A 17,243-nucleotide genomic window follows, 5' to 3' on the forward strand; every position below is an offset into this window, starting at 1 on the left:
TAGTTTACGGCCAAGCACTGTATCTATGGACAGACCCCGGCGTAAGCCTGCTACTGTAGGCCCCACAATAACGATATGTCCGGACAATCTTCATGCTCACCACCATCATCTATCGCAGCCATCTCCACGATAGTGTCCCAATTAAAACGCTGGAAGACATGGTTGCGAAAGCGAATAACAAAAACCAGTCTTCGGATGTCACCGGTATACTGCTGTTCGACGGTCGACACTTTTTCCAGCTTTTGGAAGGCCCCCGTAAAACGGTACAAAGCATCTATGACCGTATTTGTGTAGATGCGCGTCACCATAACCTGGTGGAGTTGATGCACGACTTTGCGCCCACGCGCCGCTTCGGCAACTTGGGGATGGAGCTGTTTGATTTACGTGAGCATGACAAGGCCACAGTGTTGCAGGCCGTATTGGATAAAGGCACCTCGCGTTACCAATTGACTTACGATGATCGTGCGTTGCAGTTTCTGCGTACTTTCGTGATTGCGCGTGATAAAGAAAATTATTTTGAAATTCCCGCTGCCAATACCTGGGAGTTTATTGCTGATGAACCTGCGTCTACCTTGCAGGATGACATTATGGCCTCGTTGCAGGATTGTCATTTCGCTTTCCAACCCATCATCGACCCTTTTGCACGCCGCGTTGCATCCTATGAAGCACTGATTCGTACCCCCAATGGTGGTTCCCCGAGCGAATATTTCTCGGCCTTTGGCGGCGAAGCGATTTATCACGCCGATATCCAATCGAAGAAGCTCGCGTTTCAACTGGCAAGTGCACTGGGCATTGGCGATCACAGCCTGTCGATTAATTTACTTCCTATGTCACTGGTTACCGTACCGAATGCCGTCGAGTTTTTATTGGCAGAAATTGAAGCCAACGGTTTAGTGCCGGAGCAGGTGATTGTGGAAGTGACTGAGAATGAGATCATCTCCAAGGCTGACGAGTTCGCGGCGGAAGTAAGCAAACTTAAGGCAGCAGGAATTAGCCTGGCTCTGGATGATTTTGGTGCCGGTTTTGCTGGCCTGTCGCTGCTGTCCAAGTTTCAACCCGATAAAATCAAAATCGACCGTGAGATCATCAGCAACGTGCACAAAAGTGGCCCGAAGCAAGCCATCTTGCATGCCATCATCAAGTGCTGTTCTTCTTTGGAGATCGCTGTGATTGCTGAGGGGGTAGAACAAGCTGAAGAGTGGATGTGGCTTGAGGCTGCGGGTGTCAGTCAATTCCAGGGGTATTTGTTTGCCCGCCCACAGTTGAATGGCTTACCGGCGATAGCATGGCCAGAGATTAAATAAAATTTCAATAAAAACCGCCTAATCACAGGCGGTTTTTAAATTTAAAGCGGCGTATAGCCTGGTGGTAATAAGCGATCGCTGATGATTTGATAGTTCATCAGTTTGAATGAGCTTAAGGTAATGGGCACGGCAATGCAGGGACGATACCAACCATACTGCCTGATATAACGCCACACTTCCGGCGGATTATCATTATCTCTCACCCAGTAATACCCTTCTTTCATAAATACACGCTTCTAGTGGCCAGGATAACGTTCAGACTTCCATGAGTGTATTGCGAGATCTTTATCCTCGACTGCTTGCTTCATGAAAGCTTAACTCTGGCCAGCACTCTACCACACAGATGCTACACTTGATCAGTAAGTGTTTGTTTTATTTAGCGCTTCGCTTATTTCGCTCAAAGGTAACGAGCATAAAAAAAGCCGCTTACGCGACTTTTCTTCGAGCACACTGACGTCAATAATAGGTCACTTCAATGGTGCCATATTGCTTATCAGTTATCTTACCATCGGCATCCGTTGTCAGGGTGTCACAGTAGTAAGGCACATCTTTTTTATATTTACAGACGGTGCTGACGGTTTTGCTCAGGTTGTTTTTTTGCACCGTCGTAATCACATCGGATATTTTCTTCACGTCCGCATCATGAACCGCGCTGGCACGTGAAAGCGTCTCATCGCCCTTCATAATGCTTAATAGCGTCATATCACCCGCTTTATTGTAAGTCAGATGAAATTTCACATCAGAAGCGGGAGATGAGATTTGATCAACCCATCCCTGAGCGTTGTAGGCGATATCCACTGTCATTGTTGGCGTGACTTTCTTAATAACGGCGCACTGCTTATTGAGTGTCACCACCACATCCTGCCCGTTTTCCATGCCGGTTAGTTGCTCGCCTGAGCGTGACACTTCCGTGATTTCACCGGCCTTGTCGATAGATTTAACATGGGTCACACAGCCTTGCTGATCAAACGCAATATCGACGTCGAACAGCGGTGTGCCATCGGCAGTAAACAGGCGTTGATGGGTACTCTTGACGTTGCCAGGTATGGCTTCGAATTGATAGAGGTAAGCGTAGTTTTTCATTTGCGGGGAGAAATCCGCACTTTTATTATCACAGCCGGACAGCAAAGCCATTGCCATCGCCAGCAGCAGGGGATGCTTCACGTGAGAGTCCTCTTCCCGATATGATCCGCGTGTCAGGCCAGCATCATGCCGCTGTTGAAGAAAAAGATAAATCCTTTCCCACCTGACATCGCAACATCCGTGCAGTCACTACACCTGCATATTCATGATATCGGTATAAGCGGACACCAGTTTGTTACGCACCTGGACACCCATCTGCATTGAGATAGAAGACTTCTGCAGATCGACCATCACATCATTCAGCTGAATACCGGGTTTACCCATTTCAAAATCCTGTGCCTGAGCGCGCGCGGTGTTTTGCGTTTCGCTGATCTTATCCAGTGCTGCTTTCATGGTGGCACCGAAATCCACCTGATTGGATGACTCAGCCTGTTTGCCACTGGCTTGCAAAGACGTTAACTGCAGCTGCTGCAACACACCATCAATTGCCTGAATCGACATTGCCTGTACCTCATGGAAGAAGGGTTTACATTTTCACGCTGCAAAAGTTAACACACTGTCAATAGGACAAAGGCGCTAAATAAACGTAAAAACCCCGGCTTATCCAGCCATCGATGTGACCCAATCCATCAAATAATGCCCCCCATAAGATTGGAATTTTCATTTTTCATTTGGCCCCCAAAATAGTTCGCGCTGTAGCAAGGCGGCAAGTTCGCGAATCCCCAGGAGCTTACTCGAGTAAGTGACTGGGGTGAACGAACGCAGCCAACGCAGCTACAACGCGAAATATGATGGGGGAAGTCAGGGAGTCTGTTTTGTCACCACAACTTACCCGGTCAATTATGTCAGGCAGGAATCGGTCATGAATGCGAGTGCAGCCGCTACACAAGATACCGCAAAGAAAGGCTTCAATGACCTGCTTGGCCGCCTGCGCGCCAATCCGCGAATTCCTTTAATCGTTGCCGCCGCTGCCGCCATTGCGGTGGTTTTTGCGTTGGTGCTGTGGGCTAAAGCGCCGGACTATCGTGTCCTTTATAACAACCTCTCTGATGAGGATGGCGGCGCGATTGTCACGCAGTTAACGCAAATGAACATCCCTTATCAGTTCGCCGAGAACGGTGGTGCATTAATGGTGCCCGCCGATAAAGTGCATGAACTGCGTCTGCGCCTGGCGCAACAGGGGCTGCCGAAAGGCGGCTCCGTTGGCTTTGAGCTGATGGACAAAGAGAAGTTCGGCATCAGCCAGTTCAGCGAGCAGATTAACTACCAGCGTGCGCTGGAAGGTGAACTGGCACGCACCATTGAAACGCTGGGTCCGGTGAAGAGCGCGCGCGTCCATCTGGCGATGCCGAAACCGACGCTGTTCGTTCGTGAGCAAAAAGCCCCTTCAGCTTCCGTTACCCTGATCCTGCAACCGGGCCGTGCATTAGATGAAGGCCAAATTCAGGCCATTCAGCACATGGTGTCGAGCAGTGTGGCAGGACTACCACCCGGCAACGTCACGGTAGTTGACCAGACCGGACGCCTGCTGACGCGCTCTGACAGCGAAGGCCGTGACCTGAATGACGCTCAGCTGAAATACGCCTCTGAAGTCGAAGCGCGCTATCAGCAACGTATCGAAGCGATCCTCAACCCGATTGTTGGCCAAGGCAATGTGCATGCGCAGGTGACAGCGCAGATTAACTTTGACCGTAGCGAACAAACGGATGAGAAGTACCAGCCGAACGCCAATCCTGGTAGCACCGCGATTCGCTCGCGCCAGACCAATACCAGTGAGCAAAACGGTAGCCCGTACCCCGGCGGCGTGCCGGGTGCACTGTCGAATCAGCCTGCACCGGCCAATACGGCACCAGTTAACAATCCGCAGCAGCAGAATAATGCCAACGGTCAAAATGCTAATGGTCAGAACGCGAATGGCCAAAACAATGGCACCTCGACCAGCACCGCACAGAGCAGCGGCCCAAGCAGCTCCAACCGTAATGACACCGTAAACTACGAACTGGATCGCACCATTCGCCATACCAAGGTGAACGTCGGTGATGTACAGCGCCTGTCAGTCGCGGTGGTAGTGAACTATCGCGATGACGGCAAAGGTAAAGCGGTTGCACTGAACGATCAGCAGATCAAACAGATTGAAGACTTAACCCGCGAAGCGATGGGCTACTCCCAGAATCGTGGTGACAGCATCAACGTCGTGAACTCCCAGTTCAACATGACCGAGCCGTCTGGCGGTGACCTGCCGTTCTGGCAATCGCAAGCCTTCTTCGACATGTTGATGAGCGGTGGTCGCTGGCTGCTGGTGGCACTGGTTGCCTTCATCCTTTATCGCAAGCTGGTGCGTCCACAGCTGATGCGTAAGAAAGAGCAGGAGAAAGCCGCAGCAGAAGCGCTGGCAGCACGTGCCGAAGCACAGGAATCTGAAGAGGCCTTCAGCGTCCAGCTCAGCAAAGACGAGTTGGATCAAGAACGTAAATCGAGCAACCGTATGAGCGCCGAAGTCATGAGCCAGCGCATCCGCGATATGTCTGAGAATGATCCACGCGTCGTTGCGCTGGTTATCCGTGAATGGATGGGTGAAGAACTATGAGTCTGACCGGTACAGAAAAAAGCGCCATCCTGATGATGACGATCGGCGAAGAGCGCGCGGCGGAGGTGTTCAAACACCTCAACCAACGTGAAGTGCAACACCTCAGTTCGGCGATGGCCAATATGAAGCAGGTGTCGCACAAACAATTGACCGAAGTGCTGCGGCAGTTCGAGACCGATGCCGAACAATTTGCGGCGCTGAGCCTCAACTCGAACGAGTACCTGCGTTCAGTGCTGATCAAAGCCTTGGGCGAAGAGCGCGCGTCGAGCTTGCTGGAAGACATTCTCGAGAAGAACGAAACCACCAGCGGCATGGAAACGCTCAATTTCATGGAACCACAAGCGGCCGCCGACCTTATTCGCGACGAGCATCCGCAGATTATCGCCACCATTTTGGTCCATCTCAAACGGGGCCAGGCGGCCGATATTCTGGCGCTGTTCGACGAACGTCTGCGCCATGACGTGATGCTGCGTATCGCCACCTTCGGCGGTGTACAGCCAGCGGCGCTGGCAGAGCTGACCGAGGTGCTCAACGGCCTGCTGGATGGTACCAACCTCAAGCGCGCGAAGATGGGCGGCGTGAGAACTGCAGCCGAAATCATCAACCTGATGAAAACGCAGCAGGAAGAAGCGGTTATCGAGGCGGTTCGCGACTTCGATGGCGAGCTGGCACAGAAGATCATCGACGAGATGTTCCTGTTCGAAAACTTGGTGGAAGTGGACGACCGCAGTATCCAGCGCCTGTTGCAGGAAGTGGAGTCCGAGCAGTTGCTGGTCGCACTGAAAGGTGCCGAGCAGCCGCTGCGCGAGAAGTTCCTCAAGAACATGTCAGCACGTGCGGCCGATATCCTGCGCGACGATCTGGCCAACCGTGGTCCAGTGCGTATGTCGTCGGTGGAAAACGAACAGAAAGCCATTCTGCTGGTGGTGCGCCGCCTGGCAGAATCCGGCGAAATGGTAATTGGTGGTGGCGAGGAAACCTATGTCTGATGCCTTTTCCGCCCGTGCGTGGCAGCGCTGGCAGCCTGATGATTTAGGCAGCGCGTTCAAAGTGGCCGACGAACCGCAACCGCTGGATGAAGCGGCGGTAGATGTTGAACTCAGTGCAGAAGATGAACAGCAGCAAATGCTGGAGCGCATGCAGCAGCAGATGCGTAAAGATGCACAGACACAGGGCTACAGCGAGGGTTATCAGAAAGGCTTTGCTGAGTCACAGCAGAACGGCTATGACGCCGGTTTTCAGCAAGGTCTGGCCGATGCGCAACAGCAGCAGGCACCATTACAGGCGCGTATGCAGCAGTTGGTGACGGAGTTTCATCACACGCTGGAAGCCCTGGATAGCGTGATTGCTTCTCGTCTGATGCAACTGGCACTGGAAGCGGCACGTACCGTGATTGGTCAAGCGACTCAGGTCGATGGCACCGCCCTGCTGCGTCAGATACAACAATTGATTCAGCAGGAACCGATGTTCAGTGGCAAACCACAACTGCGCGTACATCCTGATGATTTACAGCGCATTGAACAGACGCTGGGCCCGACGCTGGATCTGCACGGCTGGAAGCTGCTGGCGGACAATTCGCTTCATCCCGGCGGCTGTAAACTCAGTGCAGAAGATGGCGACCTCGATGCGAGCGTGGCAACCCGCTGGCAAGAATTGTGCCGTCTGGCTGCACCGGGGACATTGTAATGACCTCCTCACGCCTTTCACGTTGGCTCGGCGCGCTCGATGCCTTCGAAGATCGTATCTCACAAGTTCAGACGGTGCGCCGCTACGGTCGCCTGACGCGCGCGACCGGCTTAGTGCTGGAAGCCACCGGGCTGCAACTGCCGCTGGGTGCGACCTGCATCATTGAACGCAACGATGGCAACAACATCGCGGAAGTCGAAAGTGAAGTGGTGGGCTTCAACGGCCAAAAACTGCTGATGATGCCACTGGAAGAGGTGGACGGTATTTTGCCGGGCGCGCGCGTCTATGCACGCGTCAACGGCGATAGCGGCCACAGCGGTAAACAAATGCTGCTTGGCCCAGAGTTATTGGGCCGTGTACTGGATGGCAGTGGTAAACCGCTTGATGGCTTACCTGCCCCGGACACCGGTTATCGCGCCCCGCTGATCACGGCCCCTTTCAACCCATTGCAACGTACGCCGATTGAAGATGTATTGGATACCGGTGTGCGCGCAATTAACGCTCTGTTGACCGTTGGTCGAGGCCAGCGTATGGGACTGTTTGCTGGTTCCGGCGTGGGGAAATCCGTGCTGCTCGGCATGATGGCACGCTATACCAAAGCGGATGTCATTGTGGTTGGCCTAATCGGTGAGCGTGGTCGCGAAGTTAAAGAGTTTATCGAGAATATCCTCGGCGCTGAGGGTCGCGCGCGTTCCGTGGTGATCGCCGCGCCAGCCGACGTTTCACCGTTGCTGCGTATGCAGGGTGCAGCCTACGCGACCCGTATCGCTGAAGACTTCCGCGATCGGGGTCAACACGTGTTGCTGATTATGGACTCCCTCACCCGCTACGCCATGGCACAGCGTGAAATCGCCTTGGCTATCGGTGAGCCGCCTGCCACGAAAGGTTATCCACCTTCCGTGTTCGCCAAACTGCCAGCGCTGGTCGAACGCGCCGGTAACGGCACCCACGGCGGCGGTTCAATTACCGCTTTCTACACTGTCCTGACCGAAGGTGACGATCAGCAAGATCCCATTGCTGACTCTGCTCGCGCCATTTTGGACGGTCATATTGTGCTGTCACGTCGTCTGGCTGAAGCCGGGCACTATCCAGCCATCGATATTGAAGCGTCCATCAGCCGTGCTATGACTGCGCTGATTGACGACACCCATTATGCGCGTGTGCGCCAGTTCAAACAGTTGCTCTCCAGTTTCCAGCGCAACCGCGATCTGGTCAGCGTGGGCGCCTATGCCGCCGGAAGTGATCCGATGCTGGATAAAGCCATCAAGCTTTACCCTGAAATGGAAGCTTTCCTGCAACAAGGTATTTTCGAACGCAGCGACTACGACGATGCCTGTCTGCATTTGCAGGCCATGTTCGGCTAGTCCTATCTCAAGTGAGGTAAGCCATGAAAACTGCCAGTGCTATTGATAAGTTGCGCGATCTCGCGGAACAGGATCTGGAACAGGCCGTGATTCATTTAGGCGACATGCGCCGTGGCGTACAGCAGGCGGATGAACAGCTGAATATGTTGTTGAATTACCAAGATGAGTACCGCAACAAACTCAACGCAGATATGTCGGGCGGGATTGCCAGCACGCGCTGGACCAACTACCACCAGTTCATTCAGACGCTGGAAAAAGCTATTGAACAGCACCGACAGCAGCTTCACCAGTGGAATCAGCGTCTGGAGCAGGCGCTGAGCAACTGGCGCGAAAAGCACAAGCGATTGAACGCCTATCAAACGTTGATTACGCGCGCGGCGGAAAACGCATTACGACAAGAAAACCGTCTCGACCAGAAACGGATGGATGAATTTGCCCAACGGGCTGCTATGAGGAGAGGCGAATGATTACGCTGCCAACTTTGGTTACGCAAACCTCTAATGTGGGAGAAGCAGACAGTTCAGTCTCATCGGACAAACTGCTGAGCACAGACACTTTGCCGCAGGCGTTTGTCACTGAGCTGGGCAATCGCTTATTGACGCTAGCAAAGCAACAAAGCGTTAACACGCAATCGCCTGATTCAACAGCAGAAGTCGATGAAAAAGGCGTCACAAAAGCGTCATTAAGCGCGTTATTGCAGGCACTGGACAAACCAGAGGCGTTAAACGCACTTTTACAACCGGAAAACACTAAAGCCACGCTCAAATCAGCCGATGATAAAGACAAGCCTGAGGCAAGTTCGTTAACTGCCAGCGACTTACAGAATGTGCAGGCACTTTTTGCCATGTTGCCGGTGGCCGTTGAAAACCGCAGCAGCGCCAATGTCATCAGCACCGAGACTGATAAGACCGCAGCAGAGTCAAAGTCTTCGCTGAAAAGTGCATTGTTAAGCAGTACGTTACAAAGCGCAGTGGAAGATGAGAAAGCCTCTACTGACAGTGTGCCGCAGAAAAAACCCAGCGATGTGCTGAGTGGATTGAGCCGTGATGCCAACAGTGCGCAAAGCAGTAGTAGTGCCGCCACTGCCAGCAATGCGGTCAGTAACAACAGCACAGCACTGACGCTGGACGAAAGTTTCAAGCAGGTGTTGAGCACGTTGAGTAAGCCGGAAGAACGCCGAGATAGTCAAAGCGGCACTGATTCGGTCACAGCATTAACCAGCGCCCCGGTCAGCAGTACCAGCACACTGACCACCAGCACGGCGACGACCAGCACCACTCCGTCGACGCCGATGCTGAACGCCCAACTCGGCAGCAATGAGTGGCAGCAGGCTTTGAGCCAGCAAATTGTGATGTTTAGTCGCAACGGTCAGCAGAATGCCGAATTGCGCTTACATCCCGAAGATCTGGGCGCAATCCAGATCAGCCTGAGCCTTGATAAGGATCAGGCACAGTTAAGTATGGTTTCCAGCCACAGCCAAGTGAGGGCCGCGCTGGAAGCGGCTCTCCCTCAGCTGCGTAGTGCGCTGGCGGAGAGCGGAATAAACCTGGGACAGAGTAATGTCAGCAGCGACGCCTTCGCACAGAGCCAGAATTATCAGGGCCAGCAGGAAGGTCGTCGTGATGGCCAGCACGGCAGCTTTACCCTCTCCCAGGACAGTGAAAACGAGATAACGCCTATTGCCGTCCCGGCAGCCCTTCAGGCGCGCGCGACAGGCAACGGCGCTGTCGATATCTTTGCCTGACAGCGGCTAAACGCTGAAGGTAAGCGTAAAACCCGCGTCTTTTCTTCCCATTGTTTGACTTAAGACGCGGGATAATCTGTCCAGGCGAGCCGAGAGGCTTGCCCATAATTCACAGGAAGTAACTGCAAACATGTCTGATAACGCGAAAGCTAAAGGCCGCAAACGTTCAATACTAATACCGGTGTTACTGATTGTAACGCTGGCCGCTTGCAGCGTGGCAGGCTATGCAGTCTGGCGAATGATGAATAAACACGGGGATGACAAACCGGAAGCGGCGAAAGTCGAACCACCTGCCGCCCCCGTATTTTTTGCAATGGATACGTTTACGGTTAACCTGGTCAATCCTGACAACGATCCCGACCGTGTGTTGTACGTGGGCTTTACGCTGCGTCTGCCGGACGAGGATTCCCGTCGTCGGTTGAATGATTACCTACCCGAAGTGCGCAGCCGTTTGCTGTTGTTGCTCTCGCGCCAAAATGCAGCGCAGTTGGCAACGGAACAAGGCAAACAGGCCCTGGTTGAGCAAATCAAACAGGTGCTGGCTCCGCCGCTGGTAAAAAATCAACCGCCACAGGTGGTCAGTGACGTGCTGTTTACCGCCTTCATTTTGAGGTGATTTAATGGGCGATAGCATTCTCTCCCAGGCTGAGATTGACGCGCTGCTTAATGGCGACAGTGACAGTGCGGAAGTAGAGAGCAGTTCCAAAGGGACCGATGGCGATATCCGTCCTTATGATCCTAATACCCAGCGTCGCGTGGTGCGCGAGCGTCTGCAGGCGCTGGAGATCATTAACGAGCGTTTTGCCCGTCATTTTCGTATGGCGCTGTTTAACCTGCTGCGCCGTAGCCCGGATATCAGTGTCGGTGCGATCAAGATTCAGCCTTACCACGAGTTCGCACGCAACCTGCCGGTGCCAACCAACCTGAACCTGATCCACCTGAAACCGCTGCGCGGTACTGCGCTGGTGGTGTTTTCACCGAGTCTGGTGTTTATCGCCGTAGATAACCTGTTTGGTGGTGATGGCCGTTTCCCGACGAAAGTGGAAGGCCGTGAATTTACCCACACGGAACAGCGCGTCATCCGCCGCATGCTGAAGCTGGCACTGGATGGTTACAGCGATGCATGGAAAGCGATTTACCCGCTGGATGTTGAGTACGTGCGTTCGGAAATGCAGGTGAAATTCACCAACATCACCACCTCACCGAACGACATCGTGGTTAACACGCCGTTCCAGGTGGAAATTGGTAACCTGGTGGGTGAATTTAATATCTGTATTCCGTTTTCAATGATTGAGCCGCTGCGCGAGCTGCTGGTCAATCCACCACTGGAAAACTCCCGTCAGGAAGATACGCACTGGCGCGACAATCTGGTGAAACAGGTGCAGCACTCGGAGTTGGAGCTGATTGCCCACTTCGCGGAAACATCCATGCGCCTGTCACGTATTTTGCAACTGAAACCTGGTGACGTCCTGCCCATCGAGAAGCCGGACCGCATCATTGCTCACGTCGATGGCGTACCGGTACTCACAAGCCAATATGGCACCTTAAATGGCCAGTATGCGTTGCGTGTAGAACACCTGATTAACCCGATTTTGAATTCGCTGAATGAGGAACAGCCCGATGAGTGACAGCAAAAAACCGTCCGATGATATTTCCGCGGACGACCTGTGGGCTGAGGCAATGAACGAGCAGGCTACCACCAGCACGCCTGATCCGACAGAGAACGTGTTCAAGTCTTTCGATAGCAATGGCGCCAGTGGCTCCCTGCAGGATATCGATTTGATCATGGATATCCCGGTCAAACTGACTGTTGAACTGGGTCGCACCAAGATGACCATCAAAGAACTGCTGCGCCTGACGCAGGGTTCGGTGGTCTCGTTGGATGGCCTGGCCGGTGAGCCGCTGGATATTCTGATCAATGGCTATTTGATTGCCCAAGGTGAAGTGGTGGTCGTGAACGATAAGTATGGCGTGCGCATCACCGATATCATCACCCCGTCAGAACGTATGCGTCGTCTGAGTCGTTAAGCATGTTGAAGAACGCACAAATCGGTCAGCCTGTTAATAGCCAGCCGGTCGTCTCGACGGGCTCGGTGATTGGACAAGTAAGTAGCGTGCTGGCCGTGATTGTTCTGTTGATCCTGGCCTGTGGCTGGCTGGCTAAACGTTTAGGTTTTGCTCCAAAAACCGTCAGTAACCAGGCGTTAAAAGTGAGCGCCAGCGTGCAGGTGGGCCGGCAGGAGCGAGTGGTGATTGTCGATACCGCTGATGCGCGTTTGGTGCTGGGTGTGACCGCCCAGCAAATCACTCACCTGCACTCTCTGCCACCTGTTTCGCCGGAAGAACTGGCGAGCCATCACGTGGCGCAACAGGATTTTCGTCAGCTGTTTCAGAATCTGGTTAAACGTCCCGGAAAAAAACCATGATGCGTCGATTGCTTCCCCTTCTGCCACTGTTGCTGCTGGCACCGGTTGCCCATGCGCAGCTGCCAGGCCTGGTGAGTCATCCTCTGGCTAACGGCGGCCAGAGTTGGTCGTTGCCGGTGCAGACGCTGGTGTTTATCACCTCGCTGACCTTCATTCCGGCAATCCTGCTGATGATGACCAGCTTCACACGCATCATTATTGTTTTTGGTTTACTGCGTAATGCCATGGGCACACCGTCTGCCCCACCAAATCAGGTTTTGTTGGGCCTCGCGCTATTTTTAACCTTCTTTATTATGGCGCCGACCTTCGACAAGATTTATTCCGACGCTTATCTGCCGTTCAGTCAGGATAAAATCAGCATGGACGTGGCGATTGATAAAGGTGCGCAGCCACTGCGTGAATTTATGCTGCGTCAGACCCGTGAAGCCGATTTAGCGCTGTTTGCTCGCCTCGCCAACACCGCGCCGATTGCCGGGCCGGAAGCGGTACCAATGCGCATTTTATTGCCAGCGTATGTCACCAGCGAATTGAAAACGGCATTCCAAATTGGTTTTACTGTCTTCATTCCCTTCCTGATCATCGATTTGGTCGTTGCCAGCGTGTTGATGGCGTTAGGGATGATGATGGTACCGCCCGCCACCATTTCCCTGCCTTTTAAGCTGATGCTGTTTGTGTTGGTCGATGGCTGGCAACTGCTGGTGGGTTCGCTGGCGCAGAGTTTCTACTCGTAGCATCGGCGGCAATGATCAACCCGGCGGCCTGAGGTCGCACCTTATAACTCCAGGAGTGCAGCATGACACCCGAATCGGTAATGGTAATGGGCCAAGAAGCCATGCGCGTTGCGTTGATGATGGCCGCCCCATTACTGTTGGTCGCGTTGATCAGTGGTTTGATCATTAGCATCTTGCAAGCTGCAACCCAGATTAACGAACAAACGCTCTCGTTCATCCCAAAGATTCTGGCTGTTGCCGCTACGGTGGTGGTTGCCGGCCCATGGATGTTGAACCTGATGCTGGATTACATGCGCACATTATTTACTAACCTGCCTTATATCATCGGTTAATGGTTAACCTCGACAGCAGTCAGCTGATCCATTGGGTCGCACAATTTTTCTGGCCGATGGTGCGGTTGCTGGCCCTGTTTGCCAGCGCCCCCGTACTGAGCGAAAAGTCGATCCCTAAACGCGTCAAAATTGGTCTGGCGATTCTCACCACCTGGATTGTCATCCCGGTACTGCCTCCCGTAGAAGTCACACTGTTTACGCCGGCAGGCTTTTGGATCTTATTGCAGCAGCTTCTGATTGGCGTAGGTATCGGCTTAACGATGCAATTAGCGTTTGCCGCTGTTCGCATGGCCGGGGAAGTGGTGGGTTTACAGATGGGTTTGTCCTTCGCCACCTTCTTTGATCCCGGTAGCCGTCTAAATATGCCCGTGTTGGCACGTTTTCTTGATATGTTGGCGATGCTGCTATTTCTGACATTCAACGGACATTTGTGGCTCATTTCGCTGTTGGTGGACAGTTTTCATACCCTGCCGATCAATGATCAACCGCTTAACGCGAATGCTTTTATGGCCTTGGTGAAGTCTGCCGGTTTAATTTTCCTTAATGGCATGATGTTAGCGCTCCCTTTAATAGTTTTATTGCTCACGCTTAACATGGCCCTGGGTTTGTTAAACCGTGTTTCACCACAGCTGTCGGTTTTCGCCATTGGCTTCCCAATTACCTTAACGGTAGGGATCCTTAGCCTGGGTATGATGATGCCGCTGCTAGCCCCTTTCTGTGAACATCTCTTCGGCGAAGTCTTTGATTTACTCGCGCAGTTTGTGTCAGAACTCTCCCGCGCTGGTTAATTAACGATTCTGCAACGAATGCCATTCAATAGTTAAGTATTCAAAATCAATCTGTGCATTTTTCGAACCATATTTCTCAGAAATCAACTGAGGTTATTCTGATAAATACGCATTTTAGGTGAAAATTATTCTTATTAAACCCGGCTTCGCGTATTTTAGTCAGACGATTCCTAAGGTGGTAAACCTTGAGAATTGGTTGAAAAAATGCTCAAAGGGCTGTTTTTAAACAAAAAAAATATTACAGCGATTTTTCTTGTCTAAATCCCTTTTTTCCGGCATTGTCAACACTCGCTGAAGCGTCACACTTTCGCGATTCAAATGTTTTTAAGAATTGTCCTATCAGATTTGTCTGTGACTTGCGCGATAGTGACAGGGCTCTCAAAAACAGAGTGATTTACACACTTATTGCAAACTCCCGGCGATTCCCACTATCGCGGGGACAAGAGTGACGTGGAAGTAGCACAATAAACTTCGCAGAAGGGTTCAGGGAAGAGTCATGATGGCGCACGGATACCATTCGCCAGTCTGCCGAGCAGAATAAAAAAGTGTCTTTGGAAATCTCTCTCGTACCGCAAACGCGTATTCATCGTTGATTTAAACGGATAACAAATTGGTGAGGGTCGCTATAATGCCAACGATTATTATGGATTCATGTAATTACACACGCCTCGGATTATCAGACTATATGTCAGCCAAAGGAGTTAAAAAGAAAAATATTACTCCTGTGTCTGATATCGAACAATTGCAACAAAGATGTGAGCAGTTAAAACCTGGCGTTGTCTTTATTAACGAAGAATGTTTTATTCATGAATCCGATTCTAGCGATCGCATTCGTGCCATTATTATGCAGCATCCTGATACGCTATTCTTTATCTTCATGGCTATCTCGAATATCCATTTTGAGGAATACCTCTACGTTCGTAAGAACCTGATTATTACGTCAAAATCGATAAAAACTTCGACGTTGGATTCATTATTAGGCACTTACCTGCAAAAGAAACTCAGTGTCGCTCCGCGTATTTCCGCTGGGCTCGATATTCATCCGCTGACATTAAGTCAGACTGAATCAAACATGCTTAAAATGTGGATGTCAGGACATGACACCATTCAAATATCCGACAAGATGCAAATTAAAGCCAAAACGGTATCGTCACACAAAGGTAATATTAAACGCAAAATTAAGACCCATAATAAACAAGTTATTTATCATGTGGTGCGTCTTACCGATAACGTTACCTCTGGAATTTATGTCAACGTGAGATAATTCCTCCGGTAAATAGATTGAGTAAATAGCCGTAGCAGACAAAGGGCCAATCAGTGGATTGGCCCTTTGTCGTTTTGCTGCGATTTGCGAGCCAGATCCCATTTCCCTGCCTAATCCTTTGGCCGTAGCTGCCGATGCTAGTTCTCAGAACACTTACCCCAAATGAGAGCAAGGATATGAAAACAGCATCGATTGATGGGCAATATAAGCTCAGCATCTGGCAGAACCTGCGCCTGATGCCTCTTTTCAGCATGATCTTTGGTGGCATTCTGCTACTTTTTGCCCTTTGCATTGCCCTCGCCAGCTATTTTCTCATTCAAAGCAATAACTCCCTGAATGATGCAACGGATGAGATTCAAATCCGCATGGGCATCTCTAACAGTTCAAACCATTTACGCACTGCCCGGTTGAATGTGCTTCAGTCTGGTGCTGCTGCACGAATCGGTGAGATGGATGGTTACCGTGCCGATCTGGCACGTACTGAAACCCGTATCAAACAAGCGCGTGAAGGCTTTAAAGTCTATATGGACCGCAAAGCTAAAACGCCTGAAGACCTTGCGCTGGATGCGCCACTGACCGCGTCATTCAATGAATATATCGATAAGGGGCTGAAGCCGATGATTGAATCGGCCAAGCAAGGCAGTTTTGAAGGCATCGTGGCGCAGGAAACCGACGTCACGCGCAAGCTGGATGATGCTTATAACGCGGTGTTGTTGAAAGCAATAAAGATTCGTACTGACCGCGCTGAAGCCATCAATGCGGAAGCCGCCCATCAATCGCGCGTGGGCTTTATTGCCATGGCGGTGGCATTTGCCGCTGCGCTGGTGCTGGTACTGCTGACCTTTATTTTCCTGCGCCGTGTGGTGATCACTCCCTTGCGTCAGTCAGTGGAACGTATTGGGCGTATTGCTCAGGGCGACCTCACCGCGCCAGAACAAGCCTATGGCCGCAGCGAAATCGGCAGCCTGCTGCACAATCTGCAATTGATGCAGGCAGCTTTGGTTCGTACAGTCGGCACCGTGCGTGAAGGCGCCGTGGCGATTTATCAAGGTTCTAGCGAGATCTCCGCCGGTAATACTGATTTGTCCTCTCGCACTGAAGAGCAGGCCTCAGCACTGGAACAAACGGCAGCCAGCATGGAGCAGTTAACGGCGACAGTGAAACAGAATGCGGAAAATGCCCATCATGCCAGCCAGCTGGCTGCCGATGCTTCAGGTAAAGCACGGAGCGGCGGCGAGTTGGTTAATGGTGTAGTGAAAACCATGAACAACATTTCGGGCAGCTCGAAAAAGATTGCTGAAATCACCAACGTGATCAATAGCATTGCCTTCCAGACCAACATTCTGGCGCTGAACGCCGCGGTGGAAGCAGCCCGCGCCGGTGAACAAGGCCGTGGCTTTGCGGTGGTTGCGAGTGAAGTTCGTAACCTGGCGCAGCGGAGCGCGCAGGCAGCGAAGGAAATTGAATCACTGATCGCTGAGTCAGTGGATCTCATTACCAACGGTTCACATCAGGTTGGTGAAGCCGGTTCCACGATGAGCGAGATTGTCGAAGCGGTGCGCCGCGTGACCGATATTATGTCGGAGATTGCTGCAGCCTCAGATGAGCAGAGTCGCGGTATTCAGCAGGTCAGCCTGGCGGTGACTGAGATGGATAATGTGACACAGCAGAACGCTTCACTGGTCGAAGAGGCATCCTCGGCAGCAGCATCGCTGGAAGATCAGGCGGGACGCCTGACGCAGGCCGTTGCTGCATTCCGCTTGAATGATGGACCCGCATCGCGTCTGGGGACAACTTCTGCGCCGGTGTTGAAAGCCCCAACATTGCCACCGCGTGCCGCACTGGCGGCCCCTAGCAGCAATGATAATTGGGAAACGTTCTAATCTGACAGATGACGATGAACAGCGTACAGCTGGTCAGTTAAGCGCTTTTCA

19 protein-coding genes are annotated in these 17,243 nt (G+C 52.1%); 16 read left to right on the forward strand and 3 right to left on the reverse strand.

Annotation, left to right across the window (positions count from 1 at the left end; genetic code table 11):
* Positions 1-92 precede the first annotated feature (92 nt).
* Positions 93-1,304, forward strand: a complete 1,212-nt coding sequence (locus HA51_RS15610; protein WP_084935542.1) for a diguanylate phosphodiesterase — start codon at positions 93-95, stop codon at positions 1,302-1,304.
* 41 nt (positions 1,305-1,345) lie between these two features.
* On the opposite strand, the gene HA51_RS15615 is transcribed toward HA51_RS15610, so the two are convergent.
* From HA51_RS15615 to fliE, 3 genes are all read right to left on the reverse strand, one after another.
* A complete protein-coding gene (locus HA51_RS15615) occupies positions 1,346-1,528 on the reverse strand; it encodes a hypothetical protein (protein WP_084935543.1) in 183 nt (60 codons plus the stop codon).
* A gap of 232 nt (positions 1,529-1,760) precedes the next feature.
* Positions 1,761-2,468, reverse strand: a complete 708-nt coding sequence (locus tag HA51_RS15620) for a YnfC family lipoprotein (protein ID WP_084935544.1) — start codon at positions 2,466-2,468, stop codon at positions 1,761-1,763.
* Positions 2,469-2,576: 108 nt separating this feature from the next.
* On the reverse strand, positions 2,577-2,888 hold the full coding sequence (gene fliE, locus HA51_RS15625) for a flagellar hook-basal body complex protein FliE (protein ID WP_084935545.1): 312 nt from the start codon (positions 2,886-2,888) through the stop codon (positions 2,577-2,579).
* A gap of 361 nt (positions 2,889-3,249) precedes the next feature.
* Here fliE and fliF point away from each other — a divergent pair, with 361 nt between their 5' ends.
* From fliF to HA51_RS15700, 15 genes are all read left to right on the forward strand, one after another.
* Positions 3,250-4,974 (forward strand): flagellar basal-body MS-ring/collar protein FliF, encoded by a 1,725-nt coding sequence (fliF, locus tag HA51_RS15630; RefSeq protein WP_084935546.1) that lies wholly within the window; start codon positions 3,250-3,252, stop codon positions 4,972-4,974.
* A complete protein-coding gene (fliG, locus tag HA51_RS15635; protein ID WP_084935547.1) occupies positions 4,971-5,963 on the forward strand; it encodes a flagellar motor switch protein FliG in 993 nt (330 codons plus the stop codon). Before fliF ends, fliG begins: the two co-directional genes overlap by 4 nt.
* Positions 5,956-6,660: a flagellar assembly protein FliH gene (gene fliH, locus HA51_RS15640; protein ID WP_084935548.1), complete on the forward strand. Its 705-nt coding sequence runs from the start codon at positions 5,956-5,958 to the stop codon at positions 6,658-6,660. The genes fliG and fliH overlap by 8 nt, the downstream gene beginning before the upstream one ends.
* The gene (fliI, locus tag HA51_RS15645; RefSeq protein ID WP_084935549.1) at positions 6,660-8,024 is read left to right on the forward strand and encodes a flagellar protein export ATPase FliI; all 1,365 of its coding nucleotides are present in this window, start codon (positions 6,660-6,662) and stop codon (positions 8,022-8,024) included. Before fliH ends, fliI begins: the two co-directional genes overlap by 1 nt.
* A gap of 23 nt (positions 8,025-8,047) precedes the next feature.
* Positions 8,048-8,491: a flagellar export protein FliJ gene (gene fliJ, locus HA51_RS15650; RefSeq protein WP_084935550.1), complete on the forward strand. Its 444-nt coding sequence runs from the start codon at positions 8,048-8,050 to the stop codon at positions 8,489-8,491.
* Positions 8,488-9,768, forward strand: a complete 1,281-nt coding sequence (locus tag HA51_RS15655; protein ID WP_084935551.1) for a flagellar hook-length control protein FliK — start codon at positions 8,488-8,490, stop codon at positions 9,766-9,768. Before fliJ ends, HA51_RS15655 begins: the two co-directional genes overlap by 4 nt.
* A 130-nt stretch (positions 9,769-9,898) precedes the next feature.
* Positions 9,899-10,384 carry a flagellar basal body-associated protein FliL gene (gene fliL, locus HA51_RS15660; RefSeq protein WP_084935552.1) on the forward strand — a complete coding sequence of 162 codons (486 nt, stop codon included), beginning with the start codon at positions 9,899-9,901 and terminating at the stop codon, positions 10,382-10,384.
* Between the two features lie 4 nt (positions 10,385-10,388).
* The gene (gene fliM, locus HA51_RS15665) at positions 10,389-11,396 is read left to right on the forward strand and encodes a flagellar motor switch protein FliM (RefSeq protein WP_084935553.1); all 1,008 of its coding nucleotides are present in this window, start codon (positions 10,389-10,391) and stop codon (positions 11,394-11,396) included.
* A complete protein-coding gene (gene fliN / locus HA51_RS15670; RefSeq protein ID WP_084935554.1) occupies positions 11,389-11,796 on the forward strand; it encodes a flagellar motor switch protein FliN in 408 nt (135 codons plus the stop codon). Before fliM ends, fliN begins: the two co-directional genes overlap by 8 nt.
* 2 nt (positions 11,797-11,798) lie before the next feature.
* A complete protein-coding gene (fliO, locus tag HA51_RS15675; protein WP_084935555.1) occupies positions 11,799-12,194 on the forward strand; it encodes a flagellar biosynthetic protein FliO in 396 nt (131 codons plus the stop codon).
* A complete protein-coding gene (gene fliP / locus HA51_RS15680) occupies positions 12,194-12,925 on the forward strand; it encodes a flagellar type III secretion system pore protein FliP (protein WP_084935609.1) in 732 nt (243 codons plus the stop codon). The genes fliO and fliP overlap by 1 nt, the downstream gene beginning before the upstream one ends.
* A gap of 62 nt (positions 12,926-12,987) precedes the next feature.
* The gene (gene fliQ, locus HA51_RS15685; protein ID WP_084935556.1) at positions 12,988-13,257 is read left to right on the forward strand and encodes a flagellar biosynthesis protein FliQ; all 270 of its coding nucleotides are present in this window, start codon (positions 12,988-12,990) and stop codon (positions 13,255-13,257) included.
* Positions 13,257-14,045 carry a flagellar biosynthetic protein FliR gene (gene fliR, locus HA51_RS15690; RefSeq protein ID WP_084935557.1) on the forward strand — a complete coding sequence of 263 codons (789 nt, stop codon included), beginning with the start codon at positions 13,257-13,259 and terminating at the stop codon, positions 14,043-14,045. Before fliQ ends, fliR begins: the two co-directional genes overlap by 1 nt.
* 628 nt (positions 14,046-14,673) lie before the next feature.
* Positions 14,674-15,309 (forward strand): transcriptional regulator RcsA, encoded by a 636-nt coding sequence (gene rcsA, locus HA51_RS15695; RefSeq protein ID WP_039327754.1) that lies wholly within the window; start codon positions 14,674-14,676, stop codon positions 15,307-15,309.
* A 176-nt stretch (positions 15,310-15,485) separates the two neighbouring features.
* Complete coding sequence (locus HA51_RS15700) at positions 15,486-17,192, forward strand: methyl-accepting chemotaxis protein (RefSeq protein WP_084935558.1); 1,707 nt, start codon at positions 15,486-15,488, stop codon at positions 17,190-17,192.
* Positions 17,193-17,243 lie beyond the last annotated feature (51 nt).

It is taken from the genome of Pantoea rwandensis (genome assembly GCF_002095475.1).
GTDB classification, from domain to species: Bacteria; Pseudomonadota; Gammaproteobacteria; order Enterobacterales; family Enterobacteriaceae; genus Pantoea; species Pantoea rwandensis.